General features: G+C 73.0%; 19 protein-coding genes. 8 read left to right on the top strand and 11 right to left on the bottom strand.

Going from position 1 to position 18,922, the window contains the following annotated elements; genetic code table 11:
- Positions 1-48 precede the first annotated feature (48 nt).
- Positions 49-1,533: a hypothetical protein gene (locus tag AB0C27_RS01290; RefSeq protein WP_357835975.1), complete on the bottom strand. Its 1,485-nt coding sequence runs from the start codon at positions 1,531-1,533 to the stop codon at positions 49-51.
- A 120-nt stretch (positions 1,534-1,653) separates the two neighbouring features.
- Here AB0C27_RS01290 and AB0C27_RS01285 point away from each other — a divergent pair, with 120 nt between their 5' ends.
- Entirely contained in the window at positions 1,654-3,045 is a 1,392-nt protein-coding gene (locus AB0C27_RS01285; protein ID WP_357835972.1) for a hypothetical protein, read from the top strand.
- A gap of 123 nt (positions 3,046-3,168) precedes the next feature.
- On the opposite strand, the gene AB0C27_RS01280 is transcribed toward AB0C27_RS01285, so the two are convergent.
- Positions 3,169-5,070: a S41 family peptidase gene (locus AB0C27_RS01280; RefSeq protein ID WP_357835969.1), complete on the bottom strand. Its 1,902-nt coding sequence runs from the start codon at positions 5,068-5,070 to the stop codon at positions 3,169-3,171.
- Positions 5,071-5,322: 252 nt separating this feature from the next.
- On the opposite strand from AB0C27_RS01280, the gene AB0C27_RS01275 reads away from it, so the two are divergent.
- On the top strand, positions 5,323-6,741 hold the full coding sequence (locus AB0C27_RS01275) for an OFA family MFS transporter (protein WP_357835966.1): 1,419 nt from the start codon (positions 5,323-5,325) through the stop codon (positions 6,739-6,741).
- A gap of 152 nt (positions 6,742-6,893) precedes the next feature.
- Here the strand turns inward: AB0C27_RS01275 and AB0C27_RS01270 are convergent, their stop codons facing one another.
- From AB0C27_RS01270 to AB0C27_RS01260, 3 genes are all read right to left on the bottom strand, one after another.
- Positions 6,894-7,808 carry an alpha/beta hydrolase gene (locus AB0C27_RS01270; RefSeq protein WP_357835963.1) on the bottom strand — a complete coding sequence of 305 codons (915 nt, stop codon included), beginning with the start codon at positions 7,806-7,808 and terminating at the stop codon, positions 6,894-6,896.
- Between the two features lie 91 nt (positions 7,809-7,899).
- Positions 7,900-8,157 (bottom strand): hypothetical protein, encoded by a 258-nt coding sequence (locus AB0C27_RS01265; RefSeq protein ID WP_357835960.1) that lies wholly within the window; start codon positions 8,155-8,157, stop codon positions 7,900-7,902.
- Positions 8,157-8,639 carry a hypothetical protein gene (locus AB0C27_RS01260; protein WP_357835957.1) on the bottom strand — a complete coding sequence of 161 codons (483 nt, stop codon included), beginning with the start codon at positions 8,637-8,639 and terminating at the stop codon, positions 8,157-8,159. Before AB0C27_RS01260 ends, AB0C27_RS01265 begins: the two co-directional genes overlap by 1 nt.
- 137 nt (positions 8,640-8,776) lie before the next feature.
- On the opposite strand from AB0C27_RS01260, the gene AB0C27_RS01255 reads away from it, so the two are divergent.
- Both AB0C27_RS01255 and AB0C27_RS01250 read left to right on the top strand, forming a co-directional pair.
- Complete coding sequence (locus AB0C27_RS01255) at positions 8,777-9,742, top strand: helix-turn-helix domain-containing protein (RefSeq protein WP_357835954.1); 966 nt, start codon at positions 8,777-8,779, stop codon at positions 9,740-9,742.
- Positions 9,739-10,344: a DJ-1/PfpI family protein gene (locus tag AB0C27_RS01250; RefSeq protein WP_357835951.1), complete on the top strand. Its 606-nt coding sequence runs from the start codon at positions 9,739-9,741 to the stop codon at positions 10,342-10,344. Before AB0C27_RS01255 ends, AB0C27_RS01250 begins: the two co-directional genes overlap by 4 nt.
- Positions 10,345-10,375: 31 nt before the next feature.
- Here AB0C27_RS01250 and AB0C27_RS01245 read toward each other — a convergent pair whose 3' ends face one another.
- The 4 genes from AB0C27_RS01245 to AB0C27_RS01230 form a co-directional block, all read right to left on the bottom strand.
- Positions 10,376-10,813 (bottom strand): MarR family winged helix-turn-helix transcriptional regulator, encoded by a 438-nt coding sequence (locus tag AB0C27_RS01245; protein ID WP_346113317.1) that lies wholly within the window; start codon positions 10,811-10,813, stop codon positions 10,376-10,378.
- A 60-nt stretch (positions 10,814-10,873) separates the two neighbouring features.
- Positions 10,874-11,866: a hypothetical protein gene (locus AB0C27_RS01240; RefSeq protein ID WP_357835948.1), complete on the bottom strand. Its 993-nt coding sequence runs from the start codon at positions 11,864-11,866 to the stop codon at positions 10,874-10,876.
- A 472-nt stretch (positions 11,867-12,338) separates the two neighbouring features.
- Positions 12,339-12,686 carry an STAS domain-containing protein gene (locus tag AB0C27_RS01235; protein ID WP_357835945.1) on the bottom strand — a complete coding sequence of 116 codons (348 nt, stop codon included), beginning with the start codon at positions 12,684-12,686 and terminating at the stop codon, positions 12,339-12,341.
- 195 nt (positions 12,687-12,881) lie between these two features.
- A complete protein-coding gene (locus AB0C27_RS01230; protein WP_357835942.1) occupies positions 12,882-13,025 on the bottom strand; it encodes a hypothetical protein in 144 nt (47 codons plus the stop codon).
- Between the two features lie 98 nt (positions 13,026-13,123).
- Here AB0C27_RS01230 and AB0C27_RS01225 point away from each other — a divergent pair, with 98 nt between their 5' ends.
- Complete coding sequence (locus tag AB0C27_RS01225; protein WP_357835939.1) at positions 13,124-13,633, top strand: hypothetical protein; 510 nt, start codon at positions 13,124-13,126, stop codon at positions 13,631-13,633.
- Here AB0C27_RS01225 and AB0C27_RS01220 read toward each other — a convergent pair.
- Positions 13,599-14,582 (bottom strand): NAD(P)-dependent alcohol dehydrogenase, encoded by a 984-nt coding sequence (locus tag AB0C27_RS01220; protein WP_357835936.1) that lies wholly within the window; start codon positions 14,580-14,582, stop codon positions 13,599-13,601. The genes AB0C27_RS01225 and AB0C27_RS01220 overlap by 35 nt on opposite strands.
- Positions 14,583-14,646: 64 nt before the next feature.
- Positions 14,647-16,221, bottom strand: coding sequence for an IclR family transcriptional regulator C-terminal domain-containing protein (locus tag AB0C27_RS01215; protein ID WP_357835933.1), 1,575 nt, complete (start codon positions 16,219-16,221; stop codon positions 14,647-14,649).
- A 72-nt stretch (positions 16,222-16,293) separates the two neighbouring features.
- On the opposite strand from AB0C27_RS01215, the gene AB0C27_RS01210 reads away from it, so the two are divergent.
- From AB0C27_RS01210 to AB0C27_RS01200, 3 genes are all read left to right on the top strand, one after another.
- A complete protein-coding gene (locus AB0C27_RS01210) occupies positions 16,294-17,061 on the top strand; it encodes a CoA transferase subunit A (RefSeq protein WP_357835930.1) in 768 nt (255 codons plus the stop codon).
- The gene (locus AB0C27_RS01205; RefSeq protein ID WP_357835927.1) at positions 17,058-17,687 is read left to right on the top strand and encodes a CoA transferase subunit B; all 630 of its coding nucleotides are present in this window, start codon (positions 17,058-17,060) and stop codon (positions 17,685-17,687) included. The genes AB0C27_RS01210 and AB0C27_RS01205 overlap by 4 nt, the downstream gene beginning before the upstream one ends.
- Before the next feature lie 82 nt (positions 17,688-17,769).
- Entirely contained in the window at positions 17,770-18,918 is a 1,149-nt protein-coding gene (locus tag AB0C27_RS01200) for a thiolase family protein (protein ID WP_357835924.1), read from the top strand.
- Positions 18,919-18,922 lie beyond the last annotated feature (4 nt).

Raw genomic sequence — 18,922 nt, 5'->3', positions numbered from 1 at the left:
AGGGCCCGCGCTGACGTCACACGCCATCAGCCTGGGCTTGGGTCGGTGTCACGGGTCGCAGGGGTGGCAGAGGTCCTCGATGGCGGCGGCCACGCGGCGGGTGAACGGGGAGGCGCTGGCGGGGCCGTGGAAGGGCTGCGTGGCGCCGTCCGTGACCGCCTCGATGGTGGCCAGGTCGGCCCCCGGATGACAGACGACATCGGGGCCCGGCAGGTCCGCCAGCAGAAACTCGCCCTGGTCGGCGCGGGCCTCGGCCGGGCTCGCGGCGGGGCGGGCCCAGCGCAGGCGGTCGTCGCGGTCGAGCCGGTAGACGCCGGGACCCCGGCCGGCCGCCACCCGTACCGGGGCCTCGTGCCGATGGCGCACCCGGACCGAGAACGGCCCGCCGCGCTCGGTCGCCCGCAGCAGGCTGAGCTGGTTGAACTCCTGCGGATCCGCCAGCCAGCCGACCCGGCCGCGCAACATCACGACCAGGTGCGCCAGCGTGAACGGCGGCACCCCCACGGCCTGCTGGTTGACCGCCGACACCTCGGCGCTCTCGTCGTGCCGCCACTTGATCGCCGAGACCAGGACCCGTTCACCCTGCGTGAGCAGCGCGTGCACGCTGAACAGCCCGGCGACGCCGTACCGGCGCCAGCCCCAGACACCGATGCGCTCGGCGCACTCGATGAGCAGCGCGGCGGCCGGCACCGGCCACGGGCGCGACCAATCTCGCCCGGCCGGGCACAGCGGGCCGACGCCCAGCTCGGGGACGCCGGTGGCGCCGTGGGACGGGCGGTCCACGTACACGCTGACGCCGCCCTCGCCGTCCGGGACGCTGAGCGCGGTGACGGCGCACGGCCAGCCGTCCACGTACGCGGCCACCCGGTACGGCCCCAGCAGCCGGGCCGCACGATACATGTCGGCGTCACCCGACACGATCACCGTGCCGCGCCCGCCGGCCAGGCCGCCCGCCTGCACCACGACCCGTTTGGTGCCGACCGCGCGGCGCAGTTCGGCCAGGCCGGGCAGCCGCTCGGCCGGCACGCAGCGGATCCGCGCCACGGCGGGCACCCCGGCCGCGCGCAGCAGGTCGTCCAGCAGGTGCCTGGCCTCGATCGTGGCCCGCACGCCCTCGCCGATCGCCGCCACCGTGGCCCCGGGGCCGGCCAGCTCCGACAGCCGGGCGCCTGCGCACCTGCTGGCGATGACGGGCGGGCGGTCGAGCTTGACCAGGTGCCGGGCGGCGTCGTGCCGCACGCGGCGCAACCAGCCGTGCCGCTCGGCGACGGAACGCGTCCTGGTACGGTCCTCGGCCGCCACCACCATGCCGGGCAGGGCCGGGTCCCATGCCGAGTAGCAGCCGATGCCCAGGGCGGGCCGCAGCGACTCGACGGGGGCCGGGCCGGTGTAGCCGGTGCGCAGGGCGGTGCTGTACCGGTCGACGGTGACCAGCGGCCGGCCCGCGAGCGCGGCCAGCAACTCGGCGTGCGCCACATCGACCGCCGCCCCCTCCTTGTGCGCAGCCCCGCCGCCGCCGTCCCTGAGTGTCATGCCGTCTTTCCTCTCCTCCGGCCTCGACCGGGCCGCCACGTCACGGTCCGCACTATTGACGGTGCGCTCCGTACGGCGCATCGTCGAGAGCACCGCGATGTGAAGCGATGTGAAGATGCGATGCCGCCACGGCGCACCCGTCCCGTCGTGAACCGGGCCCTCGCCGCGCTCATCGAACAGGCCGGCTGGACCCACGCCGCCACTGCGCAGCAGGTCAACGCCGTCGCCGCCGAGACCGGGGAGCGGATCCACTACGACCGCTCGGCCGTCGGGCACTGGCTGACCGGCACCGTGCCCAGGCCGGAGGCGGTGCACGCGGCCGTGGAGGCGTTCCGGCGCCGGCTCGGCCGGCCCGACCTCGGCCCCGCGCACCTCGGCTGGCCGGACCCCGGGTCCGGGCCCCCGGCCGACGACCCGTGGCGCGGCGACCCGGTCGCGCGGCTGGCCACGCTGGGGGAGGACGACCTGCTCAACCGCCGTACGGTACTGACCGCCGGCACGTTCACGCTCGCCGCCCTGTCCAGCCTGTCGAACCTGTCCGGCATTTCCGGAACGTCCGCCCGAAGCGCCCGGCACGCCCGCGTCCCCGGTCCGTCCGGCCGCCCGGGCGCGGGAGACGTGGCCCGCATCAGGGCCGCCACCGCCGCCTTCGCCGACCTGGACGACCGGTTCGGAGGCGCCCACGCCCGCGTCGCGGTCGCCGCCTACCTGTCGCGCGAGATCACGCCGCTGCTGCGCGAGGCGAGCGGGCGTACCAGGCCGGACCTGTTCGCCGCGGCGGCCGAGCTGGGCTACCTGGCCGCGTACATGGCCATGGACGCCGGCGCGAACGCGCTGGCCCAGCGCTACTACATCAGCACCGTGCGGCTCGCCGACGAGGCCGGCGACCTGCTGTTACGGGCGACGGCGTTACGCAGTATGGCCGTGCAGGCGGCCGAGCTCGGCCACGACGGCGAGGCGCTGGCGCTGGCCGACGCCGCCGCCTCCGCCCTCGGCGGGCACGGCCCCAGGCGCACGCTGGCCTGGATCACCGGCATGCGTGCCGAGGCGCACGCGGCGGCCGGCACCCGCTGGGACGCGCTCAACCTGCTGCGCCGTACGGAGAACCAGCTCGAACGGGCCGGCTCCCCACAGGAGGCGGGCTGGGGCAACTATCGGCACGAATCTCTGGAGCACCAGATCGGGCTCACTCTCACCCAGCTCGGCGATCACGCCACCGCGGCCCGCCACTTCACCGCCTCCATGAACGCCCGCCGTCCCGTCGAAACCCGCACCCGCGTGCTGATCGGCCTGCGGGCGGCCAACGCCTACCTGCGCGCGGGGGACGCTGAGCAGGCCGCCGTCACGGCGCTCGGGTTCGGCGACGACGTCCGGCTGACCGCCTCGGCCCGGGTCGGCGCCGAGCTGCGCCGGCTGCGGGCGGGCTGGCAGCGCTTCCGCGACAGCCCGCTCGTCGCCGAGGCCGATCACGCGATGTCCACCGGCCCCCAGCCCACCGGCCGGGCCCGCTGACCGGCCGGGCCCGCTGACCGGCCGGGCTCGCTGACCGGCCGGCACCGAGGCGCGGAAGGCCGTGGCCCTCCGATGGCGCTGCTGGAGCCCGGGCGCGGTCAGCCGCCTGTCGTAGATGTTCGGTCAGTCGTTCGGCCTGAGTGTCCGGGCGGCGACCAGGTCGCCGTGCTCGAAGCCCTCCACCCGGACGACGCCCGCGCCCGCCGCCCCCGGCACCGGCACCTCCGTGTCCGGTCCTGTCACGTCCACCGACACCGCCGGCCGACCGTCCACGTACACGTCGGCCCGGTCGATCAGCCGGGTCGACAGCGTCAGGCCGGAACCGGTGACCCGCACGTCGAGCCGCCGCACCGGCCGTCCGGCCAGCAGTTCGCCCGCGCGGGCGAGCAGGTCGGCGTTGCCGTGCAGGACGTCGTCGCGGGTCATCCGGTGCCGGTGGTCCGACGCCACCCCGAGGTCCTCGACGGGCGTGCCGGCCAGGTCGTGCACCCGCAGCGTGCGCCTGATCGACACCCGCATGCCCGCCTGCCGGGGAAGCGGCCGGTAGGGGCTGCCGGGCGCGGGGGAGGGCAGTTCGAGCAGGAGCTTGAGCAGCGCGTGGGTCCACACGTTCGCGCCGCCCGCGCCCGTGCTGTCGTCGGTGCCGAGGACGGGGCCGATCCGGTGGTCCTGGAAGCCGCCGGCGAAGATGTCGGTCGCCGAGTAGCAGAGGGCATTGGTGATCAGCACGACCGGGCCGAAGTACCGCTGGCCGATGGCGTTGGCCCCGTCCGCGGGGGTGATGGGGAAACTGCCGGAGTAGACCGCGCCGGTCTCCAGCGCCTGCTCCATGGACGGGCACCAGGGGCCGAGGTCGATCTCGCCGGTCGGGTTCTCCTTGTGCTGCCCGCAGACGCGCTGGTTCAGCGCCGTCGTGACGAACTGGGTCGGCTCGGGCGTGATCGGGTGCGGAGTGAGCGTCTGCAGCAGGAACTCGGCCGCGTAGATGTGCCCGCCGCCGTTGCCCCGTACGTCCACCACGAGCCCGTCCTGCGGCAGCAGCTCGACCAGCCGGACGAACTCGCGCACGAACGCGTCGGGGTCGTTGACGCTGAAGCTGAAGATGCGCAGGTGGCCGAAGACGCCGGACGGGGTGACGACGCTCCTGGCCCGGAAGAAGCCGGGCATCGACGTGGGCAGGTCCGCGCCTGGCCCGGCGGGCTCGGCGGTCAGCTCGGCGCCGCCCAGCGTCTCCAGCGGGGTGACGGCTTCGGGGACGTACAACATCTTCGTGGCCCGGCCGATCTCGTCCGCGCCGAGGTCGAGGCCCTGGGCCGTGGCGGCCACGCTGAGCTGGTCCGCGTCCACGAACGACGGCTGGTTGTCGCTGACCCGCCAGCTCTCGCGCAGCTCCCTGCGGATCCCGTCGGCGCCGACGTAGGTGAGCACGACCCAGCTCTCCTCGGGCGGCACGTGCAGGAGCAGCGGCCGGATCGTCAGCGACTGCAGGCCGCGGGCGTGCCGCGCGCCCGGGTTGCTGCCGGCGAACCTGGCCGCGTTGCGCTCGACCGCCCGGTCGATCGGGACGCCGTTCCAGTGGGTGACCTCCACGCCCGGCCCGAACCCGGGCGCGGTGAAGCCCTCGACGGTCATGGTGACCACGTAGTGGCGCTCGTCGCCGGTGTAGTACTCCTCGATCAGGTACGGGAGGTAGGCGATCTTGCCGGCGTACGGGGACGGCAGCAGGTAGTTGGTGTGCAGGTCGCGTACGGAGTGGAAGATCTCCGACAGTTCGGCGTGGAAGCGCCATTCCGGGCCCATGGTCGCCGGGGTCTGCCGGCTCAGCCGTGCCGCGAGCAGCCGCAGCCGCTGCACCGGGTTGACGGCGTGCATCGCGGCCTTGAGCGGCAGGTGCACGTAGTTCTGCTCGATCAGTACCAGCGCCTGCTGGACCAGGAGCTTGCGGTCGTCGAGCGTCAGCTTGTCCGCGGTGCGCAGGAAGTCCTGCAGCTCCTGTTTCGCCACCCCGCTCGTTGGCTCGGTCATGTCGTCCACCCACCCGGTGTCGTCTCGGTGCGGGCGCGGGGAACGTTCCCGAGCCCGCAGACGGCACCCTGCCACCGGGCGCGCGGGTGTCGCCACGGGGGGTGACCTAGGGTTTTCCCTAGGACGCCGCCGGGCCGGGGCAGGTCAGGCGGTCGCACCGCTCATGAATGATCACGGGGTCAGGAGCCGTTCGTCGACGGGAACTGACCGCTCGCCGTAAAACTTGTACGGGTTTCAAATACTGCATACCGTATGTGGTACCCGTGGTGCGTGGCAGACAGGACCAGGTTCGCTAGCTCCGCAGGATTCCTCAGTCGTTCTCGTATCATCGCGGCACCCACCTGGAGCCGATGGCTCGTGCCGCCCGCCGCGCTCTCCGTGCACCTGGCCATCGGGCAGGCGTACGCGTGGAGCGTCTTCAAACCCCCGCTCGAATCCTCGCTCGGGCTCTCCGGCACCCAGAGCGCGCTCCCGTTCCAGCTCGGCATCGTCATGCTCGGCCTGTCGGCCGCCTTCGGCGGCACGCTGGTCGAGCGCAACGGGCCGCGCTGGGCGATGTTCGTCTCGATGGCCTGCTTCTCCTCCGGCTTCCTGCTGTCGGCGCTGGGCGTGGCCACCCGGCAGTACTGGCTGGTGGTGTTCGGCTACGGCTTCGTGGGCGGCATCGGGCTCGGCATCGGCTACATCTCGCCGGTCTCGACACTGATCAAATGGTTCCCCGACCGGCCGGGCATGGCCACCGGCATCGCGATCATGGGATTCGGCGGCGGCGCGCTCATCGCCTCGCCGTGGTCGGCGCAGATGTTGTCCTCCTTCGGCACCGACACCGGCGGGATCGCCACGACGTTCCTCGTGCACGGCGTCGTCTACGCCGTGTTCATGTCGATGGGCGTGCTCCTCGTCCGCGTGCCCGCCGACGGCTGGAGGCCCAAGGGCTGGAGCCCGCCCGCGGCCGCCAGCGCGCGCCCGCTGATCACCAGCGCCGACGTCTCCGCCGCCAACGCCATCCGCACCCCGCAGTTCTACCTGCTGTGGGTCGTGCTGTGCTGCAACGTCACGGCCGGCATCGGCATCCTGGAGAAGGCCGCGCCGATGATCAGGGACTTCTTCGCCGGTACGCAGGCGCCCGTCGCCGTGGGCGCGGCGGCCGGCTTCGTCGCGCTGCTGTCGCTGGCCAACATGGCCGGCCGCTTCGTCTGGTCCTCCACCTCGGACCTGATCGGGCGCAAGAACATGTACCGCGTCTACCTGGGCGTCGGCGGGTTGCTCTACCTCGCCATCGCCCTGGCCGGCGACAGCTCCAGGCCGCTGTTCATCCTGTGCGCGATCGGCATCCTGTCCTTCTACGGCGGCGGGTTCGCGACCGTGCCCGCCTATCTCAAGGACCTGTTCGGCACCTACCAGGTGGGGGCCATCCACGGCCGCCTGCTCACCGCCTGGTCCACCGCCGGCGTGCTCGGCCCGCTGATCATCAACGCCATCGCCGACGGCCAGAAGGCGGCCGGCCGGGCGGGGCCCGACCTCTACACGACCTCGCTGTTCATCATGATCGGGCTGCTCGTGGTGGGCTTCCTCGCCAACGAGCTGATCCGGCCGGTGCACGAGAGATTCCACGAGAAGCCCGTGCAGCGGCTCGACCCGCAGGTGAAGGAGAAGGGACAGGCGATATGAGTGAGGGGCACACCTGGCTCAAGGTGGTGGCGTGGCTCTGGGTGGGGGTGCCGTTCGCGTACGGCGTCTACGAGCTGTTCCTGAAGCTCACCCAGCTCTTCTCCTGACGACCGAACGGGCGGGCCCGGCGCACTGAGGCCGGGCCCGTTCGCTCATTTGAGGCTGCGCCCGACGGCGGCGGCGACCAGGTCGAGGGCCTCGGCGCTGGCCGGCAGCACGTTCACCAGCGTGAAGAAGACGTGCATCTGGCCCTCGAAGCGCCGGAACTCCACCGGCACCCCCGCCTGCCGCAGCCGCTCGGCGTACGCCTCGCCCTCGTCGCGCAGGACGTCGTACTCGGCGGTCAGCACCAGCGCCGGCGGCAGGCCGGACAGGTCGGCCGCCCGCAGCGGGGAGGCGTCCGGGTTGGCCCGCGAGGCGGGGTCGGGGGCGTAGTGGTCCCAGAACCAGACCATCGCGTCGCGGGTGAGCAGGAGCTGGTTGTCCGGATCGCGGTAGGAGCCGTTGTCCAGGTCGCTGTCGGTGGCGGGATAGACCAGCACCTGCAGCGCGATGGCCGGGCCGTTCTCGTCCCTGGCCCGCTGGGCCACGACCGCCGCCAGGTTGCCGCCCGCGCTGTCGCCCGCCACCACGATCGGCAGGCCCGGCATGTCGGAGGCGGCCCAGAGCAGCGCGGCGTAGGCGTCGCGGGCGGCGACCGGGTAACGGTGCTCGGGGGCCTTCCGGTAGCCGGCCAGCACGACGGCGCAGCCGGTGCGCACGGCCAGCTCCCTGCCCAGGGTGTCGAACTCGTCGATGGAGCCGATGACCCAGCCGCCGCCGTGGTAGTAGACGATGACGCCGCGCGGGGTGCCGTTCGCGACCAGGATCCGGGCCGGGAACGAACCGCCGTCCTCGGCCGGGATCGTGACCTCCTCGACCCGGGCCACGTCGGGGCCCTTGCCGCTCAGCTCGTTCAGCCCGGCGCTGACGGCGCGCGCCTCCTGGGGCGGGAGCTCGTGCAGCGGCGGGCCTCCCATCGCGGCCAGTTGCTCCAGCAGCGCGGTCGTCGCTTGGTCCAGGGGCATGGGACGTCACCTCATCCGGGGAGCGCGGTCGGCGAACCTCCTCGAACGTAGGATCCGAAACCTTGCTTGTCTAGAAATCTAGAAATAGCGCCTAGTGTGCGGACGTGCGGAGCCGCCAGAGGGCGAGCAGGCCGCCGATCACCGGGACGACGGCGCGCCGGCGGGCGCCGGTCACGGCGCTGCCGGGGATCAGCACGGTGACGGCGATGACGGCCAGATAGGCCGCGCCGTGCACCGGGCCGACGAGCGAGGCCACCGCCGGCTCGTGCACGGTCGCCAGGTTGGTCAGCAGGACCGCCAGGGAGAGGGTCTCGAAGGCGGCCGCGATCCGCAGCGCGCGGACGGACATCAGGCCCCCTCGCCCGCGCCGGGACGCACGATCATCAGCACGACGACGATCGTCCACAGCAGGTTGTAGAAGCCCGCCGTCATCGACAGGGGCCGCAGCTTCGCGCGGTCGCCGGGGGTGGCCAGGGCGTCGCGCTGGCGCGGATAGATCTGCACGGCGAGCAGGAAGCCGGCGGCGGCGGTGAGGACGACGGCGAGGATGATCCAGATCTCGCCGGTACGCCCCTGCACGACGGCCAGGACGAGCCCGGCGGCGGGCACGATCAGGCCGCCGAGACTGTAGCCGCGGGTGATGCGGTGCAGCGCCAGAGCCACGGCCCGGCTCCGCCCGTCGTCCACGCTGTCATCGGCGACCGGGGTCACCGGTGCGGTGACCTGTGCGGCCACCGGTACGTAGCGCGGGAACAGGCTCGTCGCGATGGCCGAGCCGCCCACGAACAGGATGCCGGCCAGCACGTGCACCGACAGCAGCAGGTGTTCCATCGTTCTCCCTCCAACCTTCAGGTGGCCTGAAGCCTAACACAGCACCTTCAGGGTCCCTGAAGGGGGTGATCGCGATGGCGCGATCTGTGGGGTGGCGGTCGTTGACGCCATCTCCGGCCCGCCCACAAGCTGGAAAGGTGAAACAGCGCCGCGTCGTCTTCGTCGTCTTCGACGGATTCCAGTCACTCGACCTGGCCGGCCCGTACGAGGTCTTCCACCAGGCCGGCGCCTACACCTGCGAGCTCCTGGCCCCCGCCCCCGGCCTGGTCCGGGCGAGCAGCGGCCTGCCCGTGCACGCCGGCCACGGGCCCGCCACGCTGTCCGCCGAAGGCGTGGACACCCTGGTCGTGGCCGGCGGCCCCGGCGTCTACGAGGCCAGGAACGACGCCGCGCTGCTGTCCTGGATCACCGCCGCCGGGGCGGGAGCCCGCCGGGCCACCTCGGTGTGCACGGGGGCGTTCCTGCTCGCCGCCGCCGGCCTGCTCGACGGACGCCGGGTGACCACCCACTGGGCCCGCGCGGAACGCCTGGCGGCGGAGCACCCCGAGGTCACCGTCGACAGCGACCCGATCTTCGTCAGGGACGGGCGCGTCTGGTCGTCGGCAGGAGTCACCGCCGGCATGGACCTCGCCCTCGCGCTGGTGGAGGACGACCTCGGCCGCGACGTCGCGCACGGCGTGGCCAGGCGGCTGGTCCTCTTCCTGCGCAGGCCGGGCAGCCAGTCGCAGTTCAGCGTGGGGCTGTGGTCCAGGCAGCCGGCCAGCGACCCCGTACGCGCCGCCGTGTCGTCCATCCACGCCGACCCCGGCGCCAGGCACGACATCAGGGACCTCGCTGAGCGGGCCGGCCTCAGCCCGCGCCACCTGCAGCGCCGCTTCACCGCCGAGCTTGGCGTCCCGCCCGGCTCGTACGTCGAGCGCGTCCGGATCGAGGCGGCCCAGCGCGCGCTCACCGAGGGCGACGACCCGGTCGAGGCCATCGCCCGCCGCTGCGGCTTCGGCACCGCCGAGACCCTGCGCCGGACGTTCCACCGCCGGGTCGGCGTCGCCCCCTCCGACTACCGGGACCGATTCCACTCCACCGCCATGGGAGGCGACCTGTGACCACGTACGGACTTCTCATCTTCGACCAGGCGGAAGAGCTCGACTTCGCCGGCCCCTGGGAGGTGTTCACCGTCTCCGCGCAACTGCGCGAGGGCGGCGACACCGCGGTGCTGATCGCCGAGAACCCCGGCCCCGTGCGCTGCGCCAAGGGCATGCGCGTGCTGCCCGACCACACCCTCGGCGACCATCCGCCGCTGGACGTGCTGCTCGTCCCCGGCGGGCGCGGCACGCGCACGGTCGAGGCGGACCATCCGGACGTCGTCGCCTGGATCGCCAAGACCGGGGCCCGGGCGAACTGGGTGACGAGCGTCTGCACCGGCACGTTCCTGCTGCACGCCGCCGGGCTCGCGCGCGGGCGGCGGGTGGCCACGCACTGGAGCCGCGAGGACGACCTCGAAGCGCGCGGGGACGTCACGGTCGTGCGGGATGCCCGGTATGTCGTGGACGGCGGCCTGCTCACCAGCCAGGGCATCTCGGCTGGCATCGACAGCGCGCTGTGGCTCGTCGGGCGGCTGCACGGCCGCGAGCACGCCCGCGCCGTCCGCCGCGTCATGCAGTACGACCCCGCGCCGCCGTACCTCGCCGACGAGCCGCTCGCCTGACCGGCGCCGTCGCATCCGTCCGGGCGCCGGATCAGGGGGCGAAGGCGGCGCGGATGGTCTCGCCGACCTTGCGCTGGATCGGGTCGGCGGCGGCCCCGAACATCAGCTCGTCCACCCGCCCCACCGCCTCCCTGGCCGCGCCCAGCAGCCGCGCCCCCTCAGGCGTGATCTCGATGGTGGAGGCGGAGCCCGCGCGGGCGGTGTTGTCGCGCACCAGCCCCGCCCCGGCCAGCGACTTCACCGCCGCGTGCACGCTCTGCACCGTGATGCCCGACATGCGGGCCAGATCGCTGAACGAGATGCCGGGCACCGCCGCGATGTGCCCGAGCAGCCCCAGCCGCCGCACCGTGAGATCGAGCGGCGCGAGGGCGGCGTTGAGCTCGGTCTCGATCCGCCGCGCCAGCGTGAGCACCACGATGGACGCGCTCGTCGTGGGAGGGCTGGGCCGGCCGTCGTTCTCGGAACTCACCCCCCAAGTCTCCCGCACCCCAGGCCCCGCACGACGACGGACGGCCGCCCCGGGCCCGTGTCACGACCCGGTGGCGCCCAGGTAACCGGCGGTCTCGGAGGGGACCCGGATCCGTCCTGACTTGGGGACGACGGCGAGGTAGAAGGCGGCGGACGTCACGGTGACCCGCTTGGTGTAGCGCCTGCCGTGGGTCACGGCGGCCGTCGGCCGGTCGGTGAACGCGAGCTGGCCCGCGCCGGGCCGGGCCACGAACCTCTCCTTCGAGGTGACCCCGTACCAGACGAGGGCGCCCCCGGCGGCGGTCTTCAGCGCGAACGGCCCCGACGTGGGCCGGCACTGCCGGGTCATGGTCCATTGGCCGCGCGCCTGCTCCCGCAGGGCCAGCTTGGCCCGGCCCAGCCGGCGCGGCTGGGCGTCCGACCTGAACAGGCCGCGCGCGCGTTCGTCCTGGTCGAGCGTGGCCTCCACGCGGGCGTGCGCGCGGACGATCTCCTGCGGCGAGGCGGTAAGCCCGCCACGCTCCCCGGCGGGCAGCACGGTCGCCAGCCCGTGCTCGTCGCGGGCGGCGACCGGCGGCCTGGCCCCGGCCGATGTGCCGGACATCGCCACCACCTTCCAGCCGCCGGACGTCTGCTGGAAGATCAGCTGGTTCCACCCCTTCTCGCCTTTACGGGCGAAGTCGGCCATGAACCACGGCGGGTTCGCGGCCCCCTTGGCGGGGATGGCGAAGCGCGGTTTGACGATGGTGGCGTGCGAGGTGCGTACGCTCTCGCCGAGCATCTCGCGCAGCCTGCTGTTCGCCTTGTCGATCCGGGCGGCCAGGCCCGCCTCGACCGCGCCGTAGTCGGTGCCGCCCGCCAGCTCCGCCCGCTTGACACCGTCGTCCCAGCGCTTGAGGAGGTTCTTGGCCTGCGCGACCGTCACCAGGCCCGTGGGTTTCGCGAGCTGAGCCGCGGCGGGCCGCTCACCGCCCGGCCCGCTGCAGGCGGAGGTGGCGGCGGCGAGGGCGAGAGCGAGGGCCAGGGGTGCGAGAGAAAGCCGGCGGATGGTCATCGTGGTCTCCGGGGATGCCGATTTCCACGATGTACGCGGTCGCGTTCAGGGCGGGTTCATGGCCGGGGCGCGCCATACCGGTTCGGTCGCCTTGCCCCCGCCCACGTGTCGTTGCCGCTCCGGGGACGTCAGCCGGTGATGAAGGAGCGCAGCAGGGGGAAGAACCGGTTGCCCTCGGTGTCCGGGATGAAGTGGCCCGAGCGGTCGAACACCTCCAGGCGGGCGCAGCAGCAGGAGGGTCGGCTTCTCCCGCATCGCGTAGCCGTCGGGCTCCAGGGCGGTGCCCTCGACGTCCACGAAGAGGGAGGTGCCGTTCACTTGAACACGCATGGGGGTCGCTCCAGTCAATCGGGCGCTCGGCCAAACTTTCAAGATCAGTCTGGCCAAGCCCTTCGGAGCACACCATGAAGGCCGCACCCTGGGCGATGGTAGGGGCAGCCTTACCCTCGCGGGGCTCCGCGACCGTGGGCGGCTAGGAGCCGGACGAGGTGTCGCAGAGGGAGAAGCGCTTGTCGAGGCCGGTCAGGCGCAGCAGCCGGGTGATCCGCGGCTGGGCCCCGCTCAGGCTGAAGGTGCCGCCGGCGGCCTCGACGGTGTTGGCGGCCCAGATCAGCGTGTTCAGCCCCGAGGAGTCACAGAAGGGGACATCCTGGAGATCGACCACCACGAGGGGCGGCCGGGTGCACTCCATGGCGTGGGTGAGCCCGTCACGGAACTCTCCCATCGTGGACAGATCCAGCTCTCCCGCGGGACTCAGCACAGCCGTGTTGTCACGCTGAGTGACGATCCAGGAGAAGCCGGTACGGTCGGCGCTCGCCATTCCACCCCTCCGTTCCTGGTGGTTCGCCGTCTTTATCATTGCATAGTGCAATAAGGCTGGGAACCCGCGCGCGAGCCCGGATGAGCGTGTCGCGAAGGTGTGTGGACAACTGTGCCCAATATAGAGCGAGCTGAAGCGCTCGAAGGATACTCGCGCTTCCGCCTGCTCCCGACTGTTCCCGCCCCGCGCGCGGGCTCACGAAGGCTCGTAGTCGCGCATGTAGCGCGCGACCTTGGTCGTGTAGTCGCGCCACTTCGGCGGTACGCCGCCGGCGCGCTTGACCGGGTCGACGCCGCTGCGGAAGAGCGCGGCCAGGTTCATCGCCGGATCGCCGGGCACGTCGGCGACCTGCGGGCCCAGCCGGCCCGACGATCAGCGCGCGATACCGCTCCGGGACGTCGGAGCCCGGGCGCAGCCAGCGGCCGGCGTCCGCGCCGGTGGGTGACGGGGTCGCGGTGGCGCCGGGGGAGGGGGTGCCGCCGGGCGGGCCGGGCCGCTGGACCATCGCGACGCCCACGGTGGTGGCGGTGGCCACGACCGCGGCTCCCACGGCGATACCCCCGACGAGCATCGCCCGCCGCCTCTTCCCGCCCCGCCCACCGCCGCCGGGTGGTTCGGCCGCTGCCTCCGGGCGTTCGTCGTCCGGCGTGGCGGGGAGGACGGGGGTGGGGGACGCCAAATACTTCCGCATCCTGGTCGCGCTGTGTGAGCCGCGCCTGCGCGACCCCTCGACCTCGCGCAGCCCGACGGTCCCCGAGATCATGGAACGGCTGCCCGACCTGGGGCTGAGCCGTACCGCGATCGGGTTCCACATCGGCTACCTGGCCGAGAAGAAGCTGCACGTCAAGAGCCCGCAGAGCGGCCCGCCGCACCATCCACACGGCACCACGGGCCGCCCGCGCGGCACAGGGCTCAGGGGGCGGGTTCCTCGGGATGCGACACGGTGATCACCACGTTGCCGACCTTCCGCCCGGACTCGACGTATCGGTGGGCTTCGAGGATCTCGTCCAGCGGATACCGCCTGTCGATCACCGGCCGGAACGTCCCCGCCTCGATCAGCTCCTTGAAGTACTGCGCCATCCCCGGATCGTCCTTGGGGATGGGGAAGTGCACCCGCCTGCCGCCGAGCAGCGGGGTGACGAGCGCTAGAAACAGGTTCTGCGACCCGGGCCCCACGTCGGAGGCGACGAAGATCCCGCGTGGCTTGAGCAGCCGCCGGCACCGCCAGAACGTGGTCTTGCCGACCGCGTCGAGGACGGCGTCGTAGGTGCGCTCGTCCTTGGTGAAGTCGGTGGTCGTGTAGTCCACGACCCGGTCGGCGCCCAGCTCGGCGACCAGGTCGAGGTGCTCGGTCGCGCAGACGGCGGTCACGTCGGCGCCCTCGTTCTTCAGCAGCTGCACCGCCGCCGAGCCGATGGCGCCGGTCGCGCCGTACACGAGCACGCTCTTCCCGGCGGTGATCCGCGCCGACCGCAGGAGGCTGAGCGCGTAGTGCGACCCCTCGGTGCCGGCCACGACCTCCTCGTACGAGAGCTCCTCGGGGACGAGCGCCAGCGCGACCTTCGGCGAGGCCGTCATGTATTGAGCGTGGGCCCCGAACCCGTCGTCGTTGTAGCCGAAGACCCGGTCGCCGGGCTTGACGGCGGTCACGTCACGGCCGACCGCCTCGACCTCGCCCGCGAACTCGGTGCCGAGGACGGGCACCTTCGGCGTGACGAGGCCGGTGATGAATCTCCAGATGAAGGGCTTGGCCGCGCGTGCCGCGCAGTCCGTGCGGTTGACCGTCGTCGCGTGCACCTTGACGAGCACGTCGCCGTCCTTGACGACCGGCCGATCCACTTCAGCGATGCTCACCACGTCCGGCGGGCCGTATTTGGCGCGCACTGCGGCTTTCATGCCCCGGATTCTAGCCAGCGGACGGCCGCCCGGCGGCGGTCCGCCGATCACGTTCTCCTGAGCTTCACCCGTCCACCGCCGCCCGCGTGTAAGCAAGATCGGCCTCCATCCTGGCGGCCGTCTCCCTGAGGGCGGGCAGCACGTCGTTCATGAGGGCTGCGGGGGTGGCGCGGCCGGCGTGGGTGGCGACGTTCACGGCCGCGACGGCGCGCCCGGTCCGGTCCCGTACGGGCACCGCGATCGACCGCACGCCCTCCTCCAGCTCCTGGTCCACCAGGGCATACCCGTCGGCCGCCGCCCGGCGCAGCAGCGCCCGCAGCTCGGAGCGCGAGGCGACGGTCCTGGCCGACAGACGGCGCGGCACGATCGACGCCAGCCGCTCCTCGGGCAGCTCGGCGAGGAGCACCCGCCCCATGGAGGTCGCGTACGCGGGCAGCCGGGTGCCCACGGTGAGGTTGACGCTCATGAGGCTCACGGTCTGGACCCTGGCCACGTACACCACGTCGTCGCCCGACAGCACCGCCACCGACGCCGACTCACGGACCCGGGCCACCAGGTCGGCCAGGTGCGGCTGGACGATCTCGCCGAACGTCAGCCCGGACAGGTGGGCGTACCCGAACTCCAGCACGCGGGGGAGCAGCGTGAACCGGCCACCGCCGGCGGCGGTGGCGTAGCCGAGGCGCTCCAGGGTCTGCACCGCACGCCGTACGGTCGCCCGGGGCAGGCCCGTGACCTTGGCGCAGTCCGCGAGCGTCAGCCCGCCGCGCGCCGACCCGAGCGCGACCAGCACGGCGAGCCCGCGCGCCAGCGACTGCAGGAACCCCATGCCCAGTTCCCGCTTGGCGGCACCGTCCACCGCCCCACGCTCGGCTTCGAGGCGCGCCGGAGGCAGAGGCAGGGGCAGGGGTGAGCAGTCGCGCAGGATCGCCTCCATCTGCTCGACCGTCCGGCGCAACGCGGGCAGGCAGTGGTCGCGCAGCCCGGCCGCCGTGTGCCTGCTGGTGTGGCTCACGACGCTGATCGCGCAGACCACGGCGCCGGAACCGTCGCGCACGGGCACCGCCACCGCGATCAGCCCCGGCTCGATGAGCTGGTCGTCCTCGGCCCACGGCGCGTCCGGATCGAGCAGCGCCAGCCCGGCCGCGCAGCGATCGACCGGCAGCACGTCGCCCACGCGGAAGCTGACCGACATGGTCCGCCGCCGGGTGACCTGCACGACGAAACGCACCCCGTCGCCGTCCCGCACGGCCAGCGACACGGACTCGTCCAGCTCCTCGGCCAGCCGCACGGCCGGCGGGGCGAGGGCGTCGCGCAGCCCGTCGCCGGCCAGGTACGCCTCGCCCAGCTCCATCAGGCGCGGCGCGAGCCGCACGTCGCGGCCGTCCGCGCGCAGGTAGCCGAGGTGGACGAGCGTGCTCACGACCCGGTCGACCGTGGACCTGGCCAGGCCGGTCGCGCGGGCCAGGTCCGTCGCGCGGGCGGGCCGCGCCGGGTCGGCGGCCACGGCGCGCAGCACGGCCAGCCCGCGCTCCAGCGTCCCCGCGGCTTCCGCGGGCCGCTCCGACGCCTGCTCCATGGGTTCCTCCGCCGGTTCCGGGTCGCCGAGACGTTCAGGGACGACCTTTGACAGGCGCGCCACCCGTACAGATACTGACAGGGATACTTTAGTGAACAAAAGTTCGCAGAGCGAACACGTGTCGATCGGAGCGTCGTGCGGAGAGACAAGGTGCTCGCCACGGCCGCGGAGGCGCTGGCCGGCGTGCACGACGGAGCGTCGTTCGCCGTCGGCGGCTTCGGCCTCAGCGGCATCCCCAACGTGCTGATCCAGGCCCTCTACGACACCGGCGTGCGCCGCATCGGCGTCGTGTCCAACAACTGCGGGGTGGACGGCGGCGGCCTGGGCGTCCTGCTGGCGGCCGGGCGCATCGCCCACGTCACCGCCTCCTACATCGGCGACAACAAGGAGTTCGCCCGGCAATACCTGGCCGGTGAGCTGACGGTCGAGCTCACCCCGCAGGGCAGCCTGGCCGAGCGGCTGCGCGCGGGCGGCAGCGGCATCCCCGCCTTCTACACCCCGGCGGGCGTCGGCACGCCCATCGCCGACGGCGGCCTGCCGCTGCGGCACAACCCCGACGGCAGCGTCGCGCTCGCCTCGCCGGCCAAGGAGGTGCGCGAGTTCGACGGCCGCGAGTACGTGCTCGAACACGGCATCCGTACGGACTTCGCCCTCGTCCGCGCGGCCAGGGGAGACCGGCACGGCAACGTCGTCTTCCACAAGGCCGCCAGGAACTTCAACCCCCTCGCCGCCATGGCCGGGCGGATCACGATCGCCGAGGTCGAGGAGCTGACCGAGCTGGACCCCGACGAGGTGCACCTGCCCGGCGTCTTCGTCCAGCGGGTCATCGTTCTCACCCCCGAACAGGCCGCCGACAAATCCATCGAGAAGCGCACGATCACCCCGGGGACGGTCGGCCGATGAGCTGGACCCGTGACGAGATGGTCGCCAGGGCCGCCGCCGAGCTGCGTGACGGCGACTACGTCAACCTGGGCATCGGCCTGCCCACCCGCATCCCCTCCCACCTGCCGCCCGGCGTGGACGTGGTGCTCCACTCCGAGAACGGCATCCTCGGCGTCGGCCCCTACCCGACCGAGGAAGAGGTCGACCCCGATCTGATCAACGCCGGCAAGGAGACCGTCACCGTGCTGCCCGGCGCGTCGTTCTTCGACTCCTCGCTGTCGTTCGGCATGATCCGCGGCGGCCACATCGATGTGGCGGTGCTCGGCGCGATGCAGGTCTCGGCCCAGGGCGACCTGGCCAACTGGATGGTGCCCGGCCGGCTCGTGAAGGGCATGGGCGGGGCCATGGACCTCGTGCACGGCGCCCGCAGGGTCATCGTGATCATGGAGCACAACGCCAAGGACGGCTCCGCGAAGATCGTCGAGGAGTGCACGCTGCCGCTGACGGGGAAGGAATGCGTCCACCGCGTCATCACCGACCTCGGGGTCCTCGACATCACCGACCAGGGGCTCACGCTCGTGGAACGCGCGCCGGGAGTGAGCCTGGACGACCTGCGCGACCGTACCGGCGCGGAGGTGCGCGCGTGAACGGGAAGTGGACGTGCGACGGCACCGGCACGGTGAGCAGGCAGGGGACGCACGATCGTACCGACGCGGAGGTCATCGCGACATGAAGGACGTCTACATCGCCGACGCCGTACGCACGCCGTTCGGCCGCTACGGCGGCGCCCTGTCCGGGATCCGCCCGGACGACCTGGCCGCGCACGTCGTCTCGGCGCTGGTCACGCGTAACGAACTGGAGTCCGTGGACGAGGTCGTGCTCGGCAACGCCAACGGCGCCGGCGAGGAGAACCGCAACGTCGCCCGCATGGCCGCCATCCTGAGCGGCCTGCCGATCACCACACCGGGCGTCACCGTGAACCGGCTGTGCGGCTCCGGCATGGAGGCCATCATCCAGGCCTACCGGGCCATCGCGCTCGGCGACGCCTCGGCCGTGATCGCCGGCGGCGTGGAGTCGATGACCCGCGCCCCGTGGGTGCTGCCCAAGCCCGAACGCGCGTTCCCGGCCGGCGGCCAGGAGCTGGTCTCCACGACGCTCGGGTGGCGGCTGGTCAACGCGGCCATGCCCGCCCAGCACACGGTCGCGCTCGGCGAGGGCGCGGAGCTGATCGCCGACAAGCACGGGATCACCCGCCCGGAGCAGGACGCGTTCGCGCTGGCCAGCCACCAGAAGGCGGCCAAGGCGACCTTCGAGCGGGAGATCGTCCCGATCGCGTCCGTCACCCGCGACGAGGGCATCCGCCACGACACCTCCCTTGAGGCGCTGGCCAAGCTCAAGCCCGCCTTCCGCAAGGACGGCGGCACCGTCACCGCGGGCAACTCCTCCCCGCTGAACGACGGCGCGGCGGCGCTGCTGCTGACCGACGAGGCGGGGCTGCGCGGGCGCGAGCCCCTGGCCAGGATCGTGGCGAGCGGCGTCAGCGCGCTGGAACCGCGTTACTTCGGTCTCGGCCCCGTCGAGGCGGCGAACAGGGCGCTGGCCAAGGCGGGCCGGCGCTTCGGCGATCTCGCCACTGCCGAGCTGAACGAGGCGTTCGCCGCGCAGGTGCTCGGCTGCCTGGCCGAACTGCCCGACCTCGACCCGGCCATCGTCAACCCCGACGGCGGCGCCATCGCCATCGGCCACCCGCTCGGCGCCTCGGGAGCCCGCGTGACCGGCGCCGTGGCCCACCGGCTGGCCGCCGCCGGCTCGGGCACCGGGCTCGCCTGCCTCTGCATCGGCGTCGGTCAAGGGCTGGCCGTCGTACTCGAAAGGTAGCGGA

This window comes from Nonomuraea sp. NPDC048882 (genome assembly GCF_040649755.1).
Lineage (GTDB): Bacteria > Actinomycetota > Actinomycetes > Streptosporangiales > Streptosporangiaceae > Nonomuraea > Nonomuraea maheshkhaliensis.
The sequence above is the reverse complement of the archived record's forward strand: the minus strand, read 5'-3'. Positions and strand labels throughout refer to the sequence as shown.